Source organism: Paenibacillus sp. FSL H8-0548, from assembly GCF_038630985.1.
In the GTDB taxonomy this organism is placed as follows: domain Bacteria; phylum Bacillota; class Bacilli; order Paenibacillales; family Paenibacillaceae; genus Pristimantibacillus.
Window position 1 is genome coordinate 5,042,501 of record NZ_CP152049.1, and the last position, 16,628, is coordinate 5,059,128.

12 protein-coding genes (1 of these 12 cut by a window edge) are annotated in these 16,628 nt (G+C 44.2%); 3 read left to right on the forward strand and 9 right to left on the reverse strand.

What is annotated here, in order from left to right; genetic code table 11:
• A protein-coding gene (gene glsA / locus MHI37_RS21950; protein WP_076337187.1) for a glutaminase A crosses the window boundary here: on the forward strand, nt 1-626 show its 3' portion. It extends 316 nt beyond the left edge of the window; the window shows 626 of its 942 coding nt (coding positions 317-942); its start codon lies off the left edge, out of view; its stop codon occupies nt 624-626.
• 80 nt (nt 627-706) lie between these two features.
• On the opposite strand, the gene MHI37_RS21955 is transcribed toward glsA, so the two are convergent.
• The 5 genes from MHI37_RS21955 to MHI37_RS21975 form a co-directional block, all read right to left on the reverse strand.
• Nucleotides 707-1,270: a YkvA family protein gene (locus MHI37_RS21955; RefSeq protein ID WP_256710537.1), complete on the reverse strand. Its 564-nt coding sequence runs from the start codon at nt 1,268-1,270 to the stop codon at nt 707-709.
• Nucleotides 1,271-1,365: 95 nt separating this feature from the next.
• Nucleotides 1,366-3,171, reverse strand: a complete 1,806-nt coding sequence (locus tag MHI37_RS21960; protein ID WP_144023694.1) for an ABC transporter ATP-binding protein — start codon at nt 3,169-3,171, stop codon at nt 1,366-1,368.
• A gap of 49 nt (nt 3,172-3,220) precedes the next feature.
• Nucleotides 3,221-4,951, reverse strand: a complete 1,731-nt coding sequence (locus MHI37_RS21965; RefSeq protein ID WP_076337189.1) for an ABC transporter ATP-binding protein — start codon at nt 4,949-4,951, stop codon at nt 3,221-3,223.
• A gap of 99 nt (nt 4,952-5,050) precedes the next feature.
• Nucleotides 5,051-5,971 (reverse strand): ArsR family transcriptional regulator, encoded by a 921-nt coding sequence (locus MHI37_RS21970; protein ID WP_076337190.1) that lies wholly within the window; start codon nt 5,969-5,971, stop codon nt 5,051-5,053.
• An 89-nt stretch (nt 5,972-6,060) separates the two neighbouring features.
• Nucleotides 6,061-7,569 (reverse strand): alpha-N-arabinofuranosidase, encoded by a 1,509-nt coding sequence (locus tag MHI37_RS21975; protein ID WP_076337191.1) that lies wholly within the window; start codon nt 7,567-7,569, stop codon nt 6,061-6,063.
• Nucleotides 7,570-7,889: 320 nt separating this feature from the next.
• On the opposite strand from MHI37_RS21975, the gene MHI37_RS21980 reads away from it, so the two are divergent.
• The gene (locus MHI37_RS21980) at nt 7,890-8,798 is read left to right on the forward strand and encodes a GGDEF domain-containing protein (RefSeq protein WP_076337192.1); all 909 of its coding nucleotides are present in this window, start codon (nt 7,890-7,892) and stop codon (nt 8,796-8,798) included.
• Between the two features lie 40 nt (nt 8,799-8,838).
• On the opposite strand, the gene MHI37_RS21985 is transcribed toward MHI37_RS21980, so the two are convergent.
• Nucleotides 8,839-9,579, reverse strand: coding sequence for a YceI family protein (locus tag MHI37_RS21985; protein ID WP_076337193.1), 741 nt, complete (start codon nt 9,577-9,579; stop codon nt 8,839-8,841).
• A 233-nt stretch (nt 9,580-9,812) separates the two neighbouring features.
• Between MHI37_RS21985 and MHI37_RS21990 the strand changes: the two genes are divergently transcribed.
• Entirely contained in the window at nt 9,813-11,264 is a 1,452-nt protein-coding gene (locus MHI37_RS21990; RefSeq protein WP_076337194.1) for a SpoVR family protein, read from the forward strand.
• Between the two features lie 167 nt (nt 11,265-11,431).
• Here MHI37_RS21990 and MHI37_RS21995 read toward each other — a convergent pair whose 3' ends face one another.
• The 3 genes from MHI37_RS21995 to MHI37_RS22005 all read right to left on the reverse strand — a co-directional run bounded on the left by MHI37_RS21995 (nt 11,432) and on the right by MHI37_RS22005 (nt 16,611).
• On the reverse strand, nt 11,432-13,087 hold the full coding sequence (locus MHI37_RS21995; RefSeq protein WP_083676286.1) for a GDSL-type esterase/lipase family protein: 1,656 nt from the start codon (nt 13,085-13,087) through the stop codon (nt 11,432-11,434).
• A gap of 1 nt (nt 13,088) precedes the next feature.
• Nucleotides 13,089-15,200, reverse strand: coding sequence for a right-handed parallel beta-helix repeat-containing protein (locus tag MHI37_RS22000; RefSeq protein ID WP_076337195.1), 2,112 nt, complete (start codon nt 15,198-15,200; stop codon nt 13,089-13,091).
• A gap of 88 nt (nt 15,201-15,288) precedes the next feature.
• Nucleotides 15,289-16,611 carry an alpha-L-fucosidase gene (locus MHI37_RS22005; protein ID WP_076337196.1) on the reverse strand — a complete coding sequence of 441 codons (1,323 nt, stop codon included), beginning with the start codon at nt 16,609-16,611 and terminating at the stop codon, nt 15,289-15,291.
• Nucleotides 16,612-16,628: the final 17 nt, after the last annotated feature.

Genomic DNA, 16,628 nt, shown 5'->3' on the forward strand with positions numbered 1-16,628 from the left:
AGCTCGAGCTCGTGCAGCCCAGCATACCATTTAATCCGCTCATCAATGCCGGTGCTATCGCTATTTCGTCTTTAATCGCTGGTGAAAATCCGTCCGAAAAATCGAATCGCTTACTAGAGTTTCTTCGCTTAATCTCTAATAATAGCAAGCTGAGCTATGACCATGATGTTTACCGTTCCGAATCGGATTCCGCCAACTTAAATCGTTCTATGGCCTATTTCTTAAAAGACAAAGGCGTGCTTAATGGATCTGTAGAGGATGTATTAGACGTTTATTTCCGGCATTGCTCCGTTAGCGTAAATTGTGCGGATATCGCGCAAATGGCTCTAGTGCTAGCTTATAACGGCAAAAACCCGCTGACCGGTGAACAGCTTATTCCTCGCCGTTATGTGCAGATCGCCAAAACTTTTATGATTACGTGCGGGATGTACAACGCCTCAGGAGAATTTGCTATTCAGGTCGGCCTGCCTGCCAAGAGCGGAGTATCCGGCGGTATTTTATCGTTAGTGCCCGGTCGTTACGGAATCGGAGTAGTCGGTCCCTCTCTGAATCGTAAAGGGAACAGCATCGCAGGCGTCTCTCTTCTTGAGATTTTGTCACGGGAGTTTGATTGGAGCCTGTTCTAATAGCCGTTCAAGATACACACAAAAGGACGTGCAGCATATTCGAATACGCTGGACGTCCTTTTATCGGTGATCATGATTCCTTAAGACTCTTGATTGATCAGCTTTACATTTTTGTTCAAAATAAAAAACTGCTCCGCCTTCTCGCGATGCTCTTCCGTAATCTGTCCGCTTATCGCTTTATAGGCTACAAATACCGCGGTCGCATCGTCAACAAATCCAACTACCGGCAAAAAGTCAGGAATGAGATCAATTGGCAAAATCCAATAGGCTAACGCCCCGATTGCAGTGATTTTGGTAGCGATCGGCGTCTTCGGGTCTGCCGAGCAATAATAGAGCGTCACAACTTCCTTCGCAAAAGGAACCTTAGCTGCATGCCGCTTTACTTTCGACCAGAAGCCATCTTCTACGTATTTCGTTTGCTTCTCGTGATCTCCAATCTTCCCGATCCACTTATTAACATCGACTTCCTCGGGCTGATGGTCTTGCTTTATATCCAAGGACTGAGCAAGCTCCTTGTCCGTAATTTCAAAAGGTACAGCTTCCTGTATCAGCTTCGCCCCGCAAGAGAAGCAAACCGCATCCATCAGCTTGCCGGCACTCATTTCGTTATTGCTTCCACAGCTCGCACATTCGGCTATCGTCATTCATGCCACCTCCTTGTTTATACCTACTTATACTGTATCGCTCTGAAAATAGTTGCAAGAACATTGGGACTAGCTGTCCCAAATTAAGCTATCGTTCATTCGACCAGCTCGCCAAGCATGCCATTTTGCAGCTGTCCATTTACGAGTGCACTATAATAGCCTTTTTGATCAAGCAGCTCTACATGAGAGCCTTTCTCTATAATAGTACCGTCCTTCAATACTACAATTTGATCAGCTTGCTGAATCGTATTGAGCCGATGCGCGATAACAAAGCTTGTTCGCCCCTGCATCAGACGGTGCAGCGCCTCCTGAATTTTTATTTCAGTGACCGTATCAATGCTGCTAGTCGCTTCATCCAGCACTAAGATAGACGGATTAGCTAGGATGGCTCTTGCTATCGCGAGCAATTGCTTCTGGCCTTGGCTAATGCCGCTGCCGTCCATTTTAAGAATCGCGTCGTAGCCATCCTTCAGCCGCACAATAAAGGAGTGAGCATTCGCCAGCCTCGCCGCCTGCTCAACCTCTTGATCTGTCGCATCCAGCTTGCCGTACCGAATATTATCGCGAATGGTCCCCTCAAACAAAAAAGGATCCTGCATAACAAAAGCCATATGTGAGCGCAAATTCTCGCGTTTCAGCTCACGGCTGTCATGACCATCAATTCTAATGCTGCCAGAGCTTGGATCATAAAATCGGCATAGCAGCTGAATAAGTGTCGTTTTCCCTGCACCGGTCGGACCTACTAGCGCAATCGTCTCGCCCGGAGACAACGAAAAGCTAACTTCGCTAATCGTAGCTTCTCTTCCCTCATAAGCGAAGGTGACACGATCGAATACGACATGACCTTTCACATGTGCGAGAGCTCTAGCTTCCCCTTCATCTGTACGCTCTTCCTCCTCGCCAAGCACGTCAAATACCCGCTCCGCGCCAGCGATCGCCGATAATAATGTATTCCACTGATTGGCTAAATCATTAAGCGGCCGCGTAAATTGTCTCGAATATTCTGCGAATATAACGATAACTCCAACCGTAATGGCATCATTCAGCACAAAAACAGCACCGATTCCGGCAATGAAGGCAAAGCTTAAATTGTTAAGCGCGTTCATCAGCTTCGGTATAAAACCCGAGATGGTCTGTGCCCAAAAGCCGGATACGCGAATGCGCTCATTGTATACTTTGAACGCTGCAATGACCGTCTCCTCTTGCGAGAAGGCCTTTACGATTCGTTGACCGGACAATGTCTCTTCTATATAACCGTTCAAATCGCCTAGGTTGCGCTGCTGCGCTTTAAACAGTCGACTTGTCTGCTTCGTGATCCATTTCATGCCAAGCAGCATTAACGGGACAACTAAAAACGTCAGCAGCGTTAAGACCGGACTAAGCGACAGCATCACACTGACTGTACCAATAAGTAAAAGCACGCTAGAGAATACTTGTATCACCGAGCTATTTAAGGAGGAGCTCACATTTTCAATGTCGTTGGTCATCCTGCTCATCAGTTCCCCATGCTGTCTCTTGCTGAAAAATGGAATAGGCAGCCGATGCAAATGATCAAATAGTTGAACACGCATACGGTAGACCGTTTTTTGCGAAATCGTGATCATCCAAATGCTTTGCAGCCACATCGTAATCGAATGAAGACCATAAACGACCGCCATACCGATTAGAAAAACAACAAATCCGCTATCTCTATTCATTAGAAACTGATCAATTGCCGTTCCAGCCAAATATGGTCCAAGCAATGAAAAACATGAGCTAAGAAATACCATGACAATGACTGCGGCTAGCTTTCCTTTAAAAGCAATGAGATAACCCCACATTTGTCTCAACGTTTCGGCCGTGTTTTTAGCACGCGGTTTTTTCTTGCCTTTGTCTGCTGCAAGCGGTTCGCCCGATGTCATTCCTAACGCTTCATTCGTTTTGCGATATTGAAAAGGCTCTTTAAATTGTTTAAGCACGGGACACACCTTCCTTCCCGAACTGCGATTCGTAAATTTTCTGATATAAGCTTGATTCCCTAATCAGCTGCTCATGCTTCCCTTTTGCGAGCAATTGCCCTTCATCGAGCAGCAAGATCGCGTCAGCCGATACCGTTGAGCTAATTTTTTGCGTGACGAGGAAAGTCGTGCATTTCATTACCTTTAACGCCTGCAGCAGCGCTGCTTCTGTCTGAACATCCAGTGCGCTTGTACTGTCATCCAGCAGCAAAATAATCGGCTTCCTTACGAGCGCCCTCGCAATCGTCAACCGCTGCTTCTGTCCGCCAGACAGATTGACCCCTTTTTGCCCCACGATCGTATCGTATTGCTCCGGCAGCTTCATAATCGTGTCATGAATCTGGGCAAGCTTCGCTGCCTCCACAATTTCTTCATGTGTCGCAGTTTCCTTGCCCCAGCGGATGTTTTGCTCCACTGTACCTGTAAACAGCATGATTTCCTGTGGAACATAGCCGATTTGCCCACGAAGCTGCTTAAGCTTCATCAGTCGGTTGTCTATGCCATCCAAATGAATATCGCCCGTTTGTACATCGTAAAGCCTCGGGATCAGCTGGACAAGCGAGGATTTGCCTGAGCCTGTAGCTCCCATAATGGCAATCGTCTCGCCAGGCTTAGCCGCAAACGTTATTTGATGGAGCACGCGCTGATCTGAATCCGGGTACTGAAACGAAACATTTTCAAAAGACACATACCCATTCTTAATCGCAACGGAGTCATCACTGTTTTCTGTATCCGTGAGATCTATGTCGGTTAGAACAACCTCTTCCATTCTTTGCGCAGAAGCGCGCGCTCTGGAGAAGTTGACCACGATCATCGACATAATCGACAGAGCTCCTGTCGTTCTTGTCGCATAGTTTACAATAGCAACGATTTCGCCTACAGAAGCGCCGTTCGTATTAAGCTCAATTCGTCCAAACCAAAGCACTGCCATCACACTCGCGTTCATCGCCAGCAAAATGATCGGCATCGTCATCTCCGTCAAACGAAGCGCTGCGATTGTCCGGTCCGTCAGTTGTCCGCTGGCGCGAGCAAAGCGCTGTGATTCATGATTCATCCGAACGAATACTCGAATGATTCGCATACCGATCAGATTCTGCTGCATTACGCTATTTACATGATCCAGATGCTGCTGTACCGCGCGAAATAGACGCTCCCCCTTCTTAAGCACCCATAACAAAAAAACACCGAGAAACGGAATGACTACAGCAAGCCAAATAGCTAGCTTGGGCTGTACGATAAATGCCATTACGATGCTTCCTATTACGAGCAGCGGAGCCCGCAGCATAATTCGAAGACCCATAAATATAGTGTTTTGCAGCTGCGTTACGTCGTTTGTGAGTCTTGTAATCAGCGAGGATTCTGGAAAACGATTAAAGTTAGCGAATGAGAACGATTGCACCTTTTCATACAGCTTTTCTCTCAGGTCAAACCCGAGGCTTTGACTTACATGAGAGGCAAAGAAGGAGCTGAGAATACCTGCAGCGAAAGCGACGATTGAGCAGCCCACCAAGAAGCCGCCCCATTTGAGCACGGTAGCTATGCTGTTCTCTCCAATACCATCGTCAATAATTCTCGAAATAATATAAGGCTGCAGAAGCTCAACTATGAGCTCAACAAACATTAGAAAAAGAGCAAAGTAAGCGGCAAATCGGTATTTTTTAAGAAAAGCGAACATCGTCAACATCTCTAATCCTCCGAGTAAGAATGGCTTAAATTACCTATCCTACTCATTATATCTGCTAGAATTGAAAATGGCACGCCATTTCAAGGCAGCTAAGCTGCCCTAAACGCCGCGCACGTCCTCATAGAAGACTCGAAACAAAATATCGTGGTTGTAGTTGCCAAAACCTTTGCCATACAGGGTTAAGCCGCCAACATGAACAGCATCCTCCTGAACCGCTATACGAAAGGTCCAAAAATTTCGCTCAAGTCCGATTTCATCAATGCTGATTGACGACATATGCTGTCCATCAATTACTGTGCCGTCCTCTTGGATACGAATAACCTTCAACAGCCCATATTGATTGACAGGGTCCCCCCACCATGCTGGTGTGAAACGACCTCTCACATCACCGTAATCTCCAGGGCTGGTCCACATGCCGATGTCCATTCCATTGAGCGAGAAATTAATATCCGATGGCCAGTTCTCATTGACTCCAGGCGCTTCCGAGCCTAGCTCCAATGTGATTTCCAGTGCTGTGGGGCGTTGTCCCGGCATTAAATAATTCGGCACTTTATATTCTACGTAACCTTTGCCAAACCACAAAATGCCTGCATTCATTCGCTCCGGCTCCAGGAAGAAGCGTGGATCATCAAATTGCCCAATCATCTTATCGACAGTAGCTATGCCGCAGGTTGGGAACACCTCGAATTGTGTAAAATGACCCACGGGCACACTGACATCATGCACCTTTTTCAAATCCACGGTTGACTGTGGAAGCTCTATGGCGATGGATCGCTCAGCGAGCGTGCAAATTTTATGCGTTCCTCCTTGCTTCCGAACCATCTTCGTTTGAACGATGCCTGCCTTCTCCAGCTTTCTAATATGCATCGTCACAATAGCGCTGCTAAGTCCGACTGCCTCGGCAAGCTCCTTCACGTTCATCATATCCGTTGCTAGCAGATTAATGATGGATAGCCTTACCGGACTTGCCAATGCTTCATATAAAGGGAGCCAAGCTTCATCTGTATTAGCATTTATCATCTTAGGTCAACTCCTCTCTCTATTCATTAATAATAGAAGGGCATCACAAAAGCCGCAATAGCGGCTTCTGGATCCCCTGTTTGTTCCACCTATAGCTTAATACGAATAACGTTCCACGATGCTTTGCCAAGCGTCACTTCAATTTTCCCGCCGTCCGCAAGAGCAGCATTACCTGACGTATGGGGTGCTACCCGATTAGGCGCATCCACCGTGTTCGTCATTTTCAGATCCTCATGCTCAAGCACAATATGCTCGATAAGCTGGAAAGCACCAAAGCTGCGAAGATCAATTTCAAAAGGCAGCGCTTCATCAAGATTGCGGTTAACCGCAAAGATGGTCACTTCCTCTTTCTCTTCATTATGAATAGCTACAGTTTCTAAATCAGGAACATCTGTGAAATCCTTTGTATCGTGCTTAGGTGATTTCACGAGCGGTACCAATACCGTTCCGCGTCCAAATATGCTTGCATGCATATAAGGATAATAAATCGTTTGCTTCCAAGCCGGGCCGCCGTTTTGCGTCATAATTGGCGCAATGACATTAACCAGCTGTGCGATACATGCCATTTTCACACGATCGGCGCGCTTGAGCATACTAATGAGCATACAGCCAACAACGAGCGCATCCTCATGAGTATATACGTCCTCGAGCTGCGGTGGTGCGATTTGCCAAGGATCAAGCTCTTTATCTTGTGCATGTGAATGGAACCATACGTTCCACTCATCGAAGGAGAGATTGATCTTTTTCTTACCGCGTTTTTTTGCTTGCACGAAGTCGCAGGTTGAAATCACGGTATTAATGTAAGAATCCATGCTCAGCGACTGCGCCAGGAAGTTTTTCGTATCATTATGCGGATTTCCATAATATTGATGAATAGATACATAGTCAACCGTATCATATGCCAGATCGAGCACCGTAGCTTCCCACTCAGGGAAAGTCGGCATTCCGATATGTGAACTTCCACTCGCAACAAGCTCAATCGTCGGATCAACCCAGCGCATCGCTTTACCTGCCTCGTTAGCCAGGCGACCATATTCAACAGACGTTTTATGTCCAATTTGCCAAGGTCCGTCCATCTCATTACCCAAGCACCACGTTTTTACATTATGCGGGTCTTTGTAGCCGTGCTCGATTCGCAGGTCACTCCAATAAGAGCCCGATTTATGATTGGAATACTCAATCAGGTTGCGTGCATCGTCAATTCCACGAGTACCAAGGTTAACAGCCATCATCGCTTCCGTGTTCGCCTTCTTGCACCAATCCATAAATTCATTAAAGCCGATCCAGTTTGGCTCAATCGTTCTCCATGCCAGTTCAAGCCTGCTCGGACGCTTGTCTACGGGACCCACGCCATCCTCCCAATTGTAGCCGGATACAAAGTTTCCTCCAGGATACCGAACGATAGGCACATCTATTCCCTTAACAAGCTCAAGCACGTCAGTACGAAAGCCCTGTTCATCTGCTTGCGGATGATCTGCCTCGTAGATCCCTCCGTATACCGCTCTGCCAAGATGCTCTATAAATGAACCATATATGCGTTTGTCTACTTCACCAATTTGAAAATCCTTATCTACGATCATCGTAGCCTTATTTGCCATGATCATCCACCTCGTCATAAATTAATGTTTTTATTACTTAGTAATTATTTCATTAATCAATACCCTTACTTTTATTTAACTATAGGAATGTGGTTAATGCAAGTGTTAATTTTAAGTGGTTAGAAATCATAAATTTATTAATCCAATTTTACTTGTGATAGGAAAGTGATGTTATGTGGGTCAATGGTATGTAACATTCGCAAAAATTAGTTCGTTTTCCCTATAATCCTGTAATTTTTCTTGAGTTAGACCTCATTTTAGACTACTATGGAACTATAAGGAAATTCCTAAGTTTCAACACTACGGCAGGAGTTGAGATCATGAGCAGTCCTATAAGCTCACTAGAAGACGCAGCCGACCATATACTGGATACACTAAAGCATTTTCTTCATCTAGACACACTAGTGGTTGTAGCGACTAACGGAACCGGAAGCAATATATTGAAAGCGTTCAAACGCCATGATCATTCGAATCAAGACAACACACAGCTCACTTTATTACAAAGCTATACCAGCCTCGTTTTGAACCATAACGCACCTATACTGAGCATATCTAACAGCTATGATGATCCGCTAACAGCCTTTCTCCCGATTACTCAGCAGTTTGAAGCCTGTTCGTTTGTTGGCATCGCAGTTAAGACATCAGATCATGAATCGGTGGGTGCCATTTGCGCAATAGATTATAAACCGATCCAATTAAATGAACAGCAGCTAGCCTTACTCAAATCCATGGCGGCTTTTTTTGGTTATATTTCAGATTTAGAGAACGCAAGCGTAACGGATAGTTTGACTGGTCTGTACAATCGACGTTTTTTGTCCCATATGTATCGCAGCGGTGAGGACAAGCAGTTCAGCGTAATGTTCATTGATATTGACGATTTCAAAGAAGTTAACGATTGTTTCGGCCATGACATAGGTGATCTGCTGTTGTACCAAATAGCCACAAGACTTAAGCAGAGCGTTCGTAAATCAGATATTCTCATCCGATACGGCGGAGACGAGTTTGTTATTTGCTTTCAACATTTAGTTGATCAGGATATCGATACGGTGAAAAGCAAAATCAAAGACTCCATCTCTGAACCGTTTTCCATTAATGGTCGCAGCATTGTAATTTCTGCAAGCATCGGCATTAGCTACTCGCGCGGTACAGGGAACAGCTTAAAAGAGCTGATAAGTAATGCTGACCATGCGATGTATGATATTAAGCAATGCGAGAAGAGCCTCCCATAGGCGGGAGGCTCTTCTCCATGAATTGGACATGCGGAATGCTTTATTTGCTTAAGGACAGCCGCAGCTCAACCGTGAGATTATTTTCCGTATCCATAACGACCGTATGCGGATTTGTCATGCCAAAATCGTCAAAGGTCACTACTGTATTTGCTTCAAGCTTTAACAGCCCCTGAACATAAGCTGCTTGTCCAGTAAACGCAACCTCCTTCGTTATCCCCTTTACCGTTAAATCTCCTGTCATGCTTATATTGTAAACCTCATCTGTTTTCCATTCTGAAGGCAGGCCCGTGAAGGAATTAGCGGTAAAGGCCGCAGTCGGAAATTGTGTTGTATCTAAGTATGCAGCTTCCGAAATATGCTTATCTCGTTGTGAATTGCCTGAATCCATGCTTGTCACCTCAACCATCGCCTCTGCTTTAGTTTCAGCAGCATCCTTGGAGTTCAGATTCCAAGTACCGGTAACCTTATCGAGGGCATAGTTCACCGTATCCCTTGAAGTGGTCACCGAAAAATAAACCTTCGATTCCGAGCTAATATTCCACTCCCCGTCAACCTCTGCAGCCTCGCCTGCATCCGCTGTACCTTGTGTTTCCGGCTCTGTCGTTGTCGACTCTCCGTCTATCTCACCTGATTCTTCGGCCGTGCTTTCAGGCGGTGATTGCGCGATGACACTTTCAATTTCAACATGATTGCCTGTCAGGCCATCATAAACATAATACACAGCCCCGCTAATGACGATAACTATGACTGCCGCTATCGCTATTAATTTTTTATTCTTCATAATTTCCCTCCTTCATCTCCTTGTGAAAATGATCTGCGTTCAATCCATTATGCTTATCCACTGGTTATAGAATAATAGAAATTTGTGAGCCTGTGCTGAATAGAAACTTAAAGGAAAATGAAAATGATTGATTAAGGCGATATGACAGACATTCCTCGTCTCATCGTCATAACCTTGGCCACTTCTTCATACTATGGGTATGAATCGTATTTCCGAATGCGGAGGGATGACGTATGAAACAAGATGAGATTCGTGCCTTAGAGCGATCCATCGATGAAATAACAGAAATCGCGCAAGGCTTTGGCTTAGACTTTTACCAAATGCGTTATGAAATTTGCCCTGCTGAAATTATTTATACGTTTGGCGCCTATGGCATGCCGACTAGGTTTAGTCATTGGAGTTTTGGAAAGACGTTCAATAAAATGAAGCTTCAGTATGACTTTGGCTTAAGTAAAATTTACGAGCTCGTCATTAACTCCAATCCCTGCTACGCTTTCCTGCTTGATGGCAATTCCTTAATTCAGAACAAGCTCATCGTCGCTCACGTCCTTGCACACTGTGATTTTTTCAAAAACAACGCTCGCTTTGGGGTGACCAATCGCAATATGGTTGAAAGCATGTCTGCTACCGCTGACCGCATTCATCAATATGAAATGGATCATGGCACCGAGGCGGTCGAGAAATTCATTGATGCCATCCTTGCGATTCAGGAGCATGTTGATCCTACGCTTATTAAGCCTTACCAATTAGATAAGAAACGTTACATTGAGATGGTGCAAAAAGACAGCGAGCGCTCCGAATGGAATATTCCCGCTTCCTCTTATGATGATTTATGGAATCTTGATCCTGATCGGACAGCTGCTGCCTTAGCTGCTGCAGAATCCCAGGCTGCGGATGCCAAACGTTTCCCTCCAAGGCCTGAGAAGGACGTCGTTTGGTTTATTGAGGAATACTCGCCTACTTTGCAGGACTGGCAGAGAGATATTTTATCCATGCTCCGCGATGAAATGCTCTACTTCTGGCCGCAGCTGGAAACGAAGATTATGAATGAAGGCTGGGCCTCCTACTGGCATCAGCGTATTATCCGCGAGCTCGATCTCACCAGCGATGAGACGATTGAATTTGCCAAGCTGAACTCCTCCGTCGTCCAGCCATCAAGGCATACGCTGAACCCTTACTATTTGGGTCTGAAAATATTCGAGGATATTGAACGCCGTTTCGACAACCCAACCAAAGAGGAGCAGGCCCGCTTCAAACGCGTTCCCGGTAAAGGCAGAGAAAAGATGTTCGAGGTTCGCGAGCTCGACTCTGACATTTCATTTATTCGCAATTATTTGACTAAGGATTTAGTCAACGACCTTGATCTCTATATTTTCGAGAAAAAAGGACCCGAATGGAAGATCACCGACAAGTCGTGGGAAAATATTCGCGACCAGCTCGTCTATTCCAAGGTTAACGGCGGCTTTCCGAGTCTAATGGTGAAGGATGGGGATTTCAACCGGGTTGGTGAGCTTTATCTCGTGCATGAATACGAGGGCATGGAGCTGGATCTCAAATACGTGGAGCGCACACTGCCGCATGTCGTTCAGCTATGGGGGAAGAACGTGCACTTGGAAACATTCGTTGAGGATAAAAAGATTGTGTTCAGCTGTGATGGGAAGAAGACAAGTCGGAAGTTTGTTTAGTTTATTATCACATTCTTTTTAAACACTACAAATGTAGAGCTATCATGCAAATAGATAATACAAAAACCCGATCTAATTCGATCGGGTTTTCTGTTGTTCGTATAGAGGAGCTGAAGGAACTTGCCTCCTAGTAGTTAGTATAAAGCGTCATAGCAATTCTTGATTATTTAGACAGTATCAAGAATAAAATCAACGATCTCCTTGGGATTTTCAAGACTGTGGGGATGATGCCCCACACCTGGCCTCAATATCAGCTTTATTTGACCACCACTTCTTTTTAACTGTTTTATTAATATGGCTCCATTTTCTTTATAGGGAACAACAGTATCGGCTTCACCTGCTACAATAATTACAGGTATGCCTGCCTTTATAACCTCATCTGCTCTATGAATCGGAGATTCTATAAAACTGGATAATGTACGATCATTCCATCCATATATAATTTTGCATTCTTCCCATTCTCCGGGTGACCCTTCACCTTCCCCCTCGCCGCCTGGCCAGCTTCGAAGATCAAGGACAGGTGCATCCAGATAAATCGCGGATACCATGTTAGAATAGGTTGCCGCATAGTTGAATGCATAAAGGCCTCCTCTGCTAAATCCAAACAGGACAGCCTGATTAGAAAGCCCATATGATTTTATCAGATAATTATGAAAGTCATGCATCATGACAACAGCTTCAGGGCAGCCATATAGATTGCTGATTCGATAATAGGCTATACAATATCCCTTTTCAAGCATGGCCATATCGGCATAGGAGAAAGCATCAAAAAATTCCGTTCTCCAAATCCACGGATTTCCAGCAGCCGCACTTTTGGGTTCTACGAGAATAGCTTCTCTTCCATTCAAATAGAAATCATGTCGCCTATAGCTTTTCCAATTCGATATCTTATCTTTAAAGGACTCCTCCTGTGAAAGGATAGCTTCATTAATTTCAATATCCAATTGTGCTGCGGCTGCTATAGCTTCATTGATTGGCAAAGCCTCCACCTTGTTGGGATTAGTGTGCCCTACATATTCCTTCCAAGCTGAGCTCAATATTCTGTGTCGTTTCATAGTCAGTTCGAATGCAGGTACTGTACCGTCATCTGCTGTTAAATAACTAGGTTTACGTTCGAGACATATATGAAATAAACCTTTCAAAAGCACCTTTGCCATAACCCAATGACCATCCTTATCCGGATGAATTCCGTCCCCAAAAAGAAAGCCTGGATTTTGATTTCTTTCTTCTAGAATAAACTGTGATAGAGGCCCGTATAAATCAATAACCTTATCAGCTGTCCCAACCAAGTTCTCTTTTATCCACTCACCATAATGGTGTAACACAGTTGAATAGTCCTTATATGGCTCCAGATAGCTATACTGCATACCATCAGATAACAGGTTGCTTGTTCTTGCTGAAATGGAATCAAAAGGAGTTGGTGTCATAACTATAACCCTGGATCCATACTCTTTTATCTTGCTGATAAGCTCCAGCATACCTTTTTTATAAGCTTCAAATCTTTCATATGACAGCGGATAGTAGATACCATCATTCATCCCATAACATACAACGACCCATTCCGGTTTACATAGTTCAAGGACTTTGTCTAAGCGATCCAATACACACGGTCGTGGAAAAGGATGGTCTGGTTCACTTAGACCAGACACTGTTTCACCGCTTACACCCAGATTAATGAAATCCAGAGTTTTATGTGGCAAATGTTGAATAAAATAATGCTTCATATACGCTATGAAAGTTCCATCAGCGGTTATGCTATCACCTAAAAAAACAATTTTTTTGGTATCCGGCACATATCCGCCTTTATTTAGAATATTTTGCAATTTACTTCCCCCTAAAGTCTGGCAAAAGTCCGAATCTATCCATTGGAAAATTCTTAAAGCCTAGCTTAAGCGCTGGAGACTCCGGAAGCACGGAGTAGTCACCCTGATCAGCTGCGCGAAATAACGGATTAGCGTAGACTGAATGTGTATCCCAACCAAGCTCCTTCCACTGCTCCAAATTGAATTGCTCTGTCCTTGTCCTCAAAGGTCGATAGTGAATAATAGCTTTAAATTCCCCTATATCATTATAGAAGAGATTGTAGTCCAATTCCTGCAGCCACTTGCCATCTATAGGAGGTCCAATGAACTTATAGATTGCTCCGTTCGACTGCTCATTCTTAAAGTCAATATCAGCCTCGGGTCGATCCATTTCAGAATTCATGACGATAATATTCCGAACAAAGCGATCTGAATTATGTTCATAACCGATATGAATGCCTGGTGGGTTAGCAGCATTAACAAATATATTATTCTCTACCAAGCGATAATCGCCTTCACGCAGCTTAATAGATATGCCTATACATAAATTATTATAAACATGATAGTTTGAAGAACCATCATCTAAATCAATTCCCCAGCCCTTATCGTCTTTAAATCGATTATTCCTAATGATCACTGGCTTCTGGGCATCGAGCTTGACTTGACCCGCGCCATGAGAATCTGGTCCATGAGATTGGTTCAGGCACCAGAAACGATCTCTTCCCCATGAGTTGAAAGGCCCGTGATCCCCTGTTTCCAGCACGGTATTATGAATATCATTAAATTCGATAATATGCCCGCCCCATGTGCCGTCGTTTATACAAATAGCGGCGCGTGGAACATGATGAATATGATTATGGCTTATCCAATTATTTTTGCTGACTGAAAGAAACACACCAGCTGTCTGCTTACCAAATACGCCGATGTGATGAATTAAGTTATTAGAAACTACGTTTTCGGCAGGATACGCATATTGACTGCCTAAGGTATGAATTTTAGAACCTACAAGACAGACTCCGCTATCACCTGCATCCATTATTCGATTGCCATAAATCTTGTTCCTTCGATTATATTGATTGAGGAATACTGCATTGCCTCCAACAGCATCCATAAAGCAATGCTCGAGAACACAATCCTCAGCACCCTCCATGTAAACTGCTCCCCCACGGTGCAGGGCCCAGTCTCCTAGCGAAGGTGCCTCATATAACTCCAAGAATGTGCTCATAGTATGGGCTATTCGAAACCCTGAAATCGTAATATGATGGACAGGACGATCCTGCGTGCCTCTGAACACAATAACCTGCTTGAGACGAGGTGCTTCCACTATCGCACATTGAATATCCGCTCCGGCCTGAGGAAACCAGTACAGCTTTCCTAATTCATGATTCAAATACCACTCACCTGGAGAGTCCAATTCCTCAAACACATTCTCAATGTAATAGCGCGAATGTTCGTTGATGCCGCTCGCATTTTGGCCTTGCATCATTTCATTGATTTGAAAGCCGCCACGGCCTAATTGAATCTTATGCGTCTGTTCATCTAGATCACTTAATGCCCATTGCAAGTTTCCCCATTCTGATGTAGGGAAGATATGCATAACCGCTTCTTGGGGCTTAGCCCATTGTCGGGATGTAAATGTCTTTGGGTCATAATGGATGAACTGGTGGGGCCATTCTAAATCTGTTGAATTCGGATGCAGGTAACCTGTTGTCGGAAAACGTGCTCTTGTTTGCCTCTTGCCGTTCACGAACAATTGTGTGAATGCCGAACCATTATAAGAATAGTTGTCCAGATTGCACATCATAATTCCGTCCCGATAAGTTTCCCATTTTCCCTTCACCAGTTGCCCGCCGCTTATTGTTGGAGTTTCACCAGGATAGGCCTGGTAAGTAATTTGACATGCTTCAGTTCCTGAATCCTCTGGATTAAACTCCAGAGGTTTTTCCAAATAATACGTCCCTCCTCTGACATATACGTTAATGGGACCTTTCATCTTATCTTTTATACCACGTACAGCAAGAATCGCTCTTTCTATTGTTGCAAAAGGCGAGTGCCTCTCTCCTGAGTGAGAATCGTCTCCATTAGTTGAAACATAAAATTCCGCCGCTGCTTCTAACTGTTGTTTAAGCACCATAATCTACTCCTTCAACATTCACATGTGAATTCAACATACTTATTCGGATACACGAGATCGAGCAATAGATTGGGCTCGTGAGGAAGCTTCACATTTCTACATTTGTTATTCTAATAGCCACAGGATACGGCCATTGTCTATTATCATATGGACGGTAGGTGAGCATGGCTTGAATATGGAGTCCATTCTCATCCTGATCCCATTTCGCTTTTGGGTTAATGTCAGGACGATGCTCTAACACCCTGCCTGTCTGACCAACTAGCTCGATTTGAGAAGCTTCTGTAGCGCGAACACCCTTTATTGTAATGTGTTTCCAGTTTTCCATCTTAGTCTTGAAATCACATCCATGATTCCATGCTTCTCCCAATACGAAAGCATATACGGTGTTTTCATCCTTCGCCTTTAAGTACCATATGTTTCCTTCATTCAATACCTTCCAGGGTCGAACCTTGTAAATGGCCTCTTGATTAAAAAATAAAAACAGTCCAATTTCACGCAATATTTCTTCTTGTTCTTTTGGTATTCTACCTTTAGAATCAGGTGCTACATTTAGAAGGAGGTTACCTCCCATTGCTCTAGTTTTTATAAGCAGCTCTATAAGCTCCATCGGCGATCTATAATTGTCTTTATATGGCTTATACCCCCAGCTGTCCCCCATAAAATAACAGGCTTCCCATGCAAAATCCATTGGCTCTGTAGGATTGTTATTTTCCGGAGTTTGCATTTCACCTCTGGTAACAAGGCACTCAGGCTGTATATCCCAAACCATCTCCTTTAACCCTTCAGGTGGTCCGTCAAAAAATACAAGTCCTATATCACCATAGTTTGTTAACAATTCTCTCAGCTGGGCTTGGTTATATTCCATCAACTCAGGATTATTTTTCGGTAGAACCTCCGGTGTCGCAAAATGCATTTCGTGTCCTTTCTTATAATTCCATAGGAAATCAAAGGGTGAAAAATAGAATCCAGGCACAATGGATTTTCGGCGAAAAGCTTCTACGATTTCCTTCGTAATATCTCTTTGAAAGGGTGTATTCATAATATTAAAGTCTGTGGTATGTGTATCGTACATGCAAAAACCATTATGGTGCTTCGTTGTAAAGCACATATATTTCATACCTGCCTGTCTTGCCAGATCTGCGATATCATCAGCGTCGAAGTATTTAGGATTGAATTCCTTCGGCTTATCCTCAATAAACTGATCGATTAAGCGTTCCTCCGCACCACACATCCAATGACTAACGGTAGAACCCATTACACTGTCCAAGCTCCAATGTATAAACATTCCAAAAGCAAGATCGCGAAACTCTTCTTCCTTATTGGCTTTATTACCTGCAGCTCCTCCACTTGTTTCCTTTGTGGACACTAGGTTTTCAATAGTTATATCTGCGTATACTTCTCTTATAGTCATTTCTCTTCTCCTTTTTC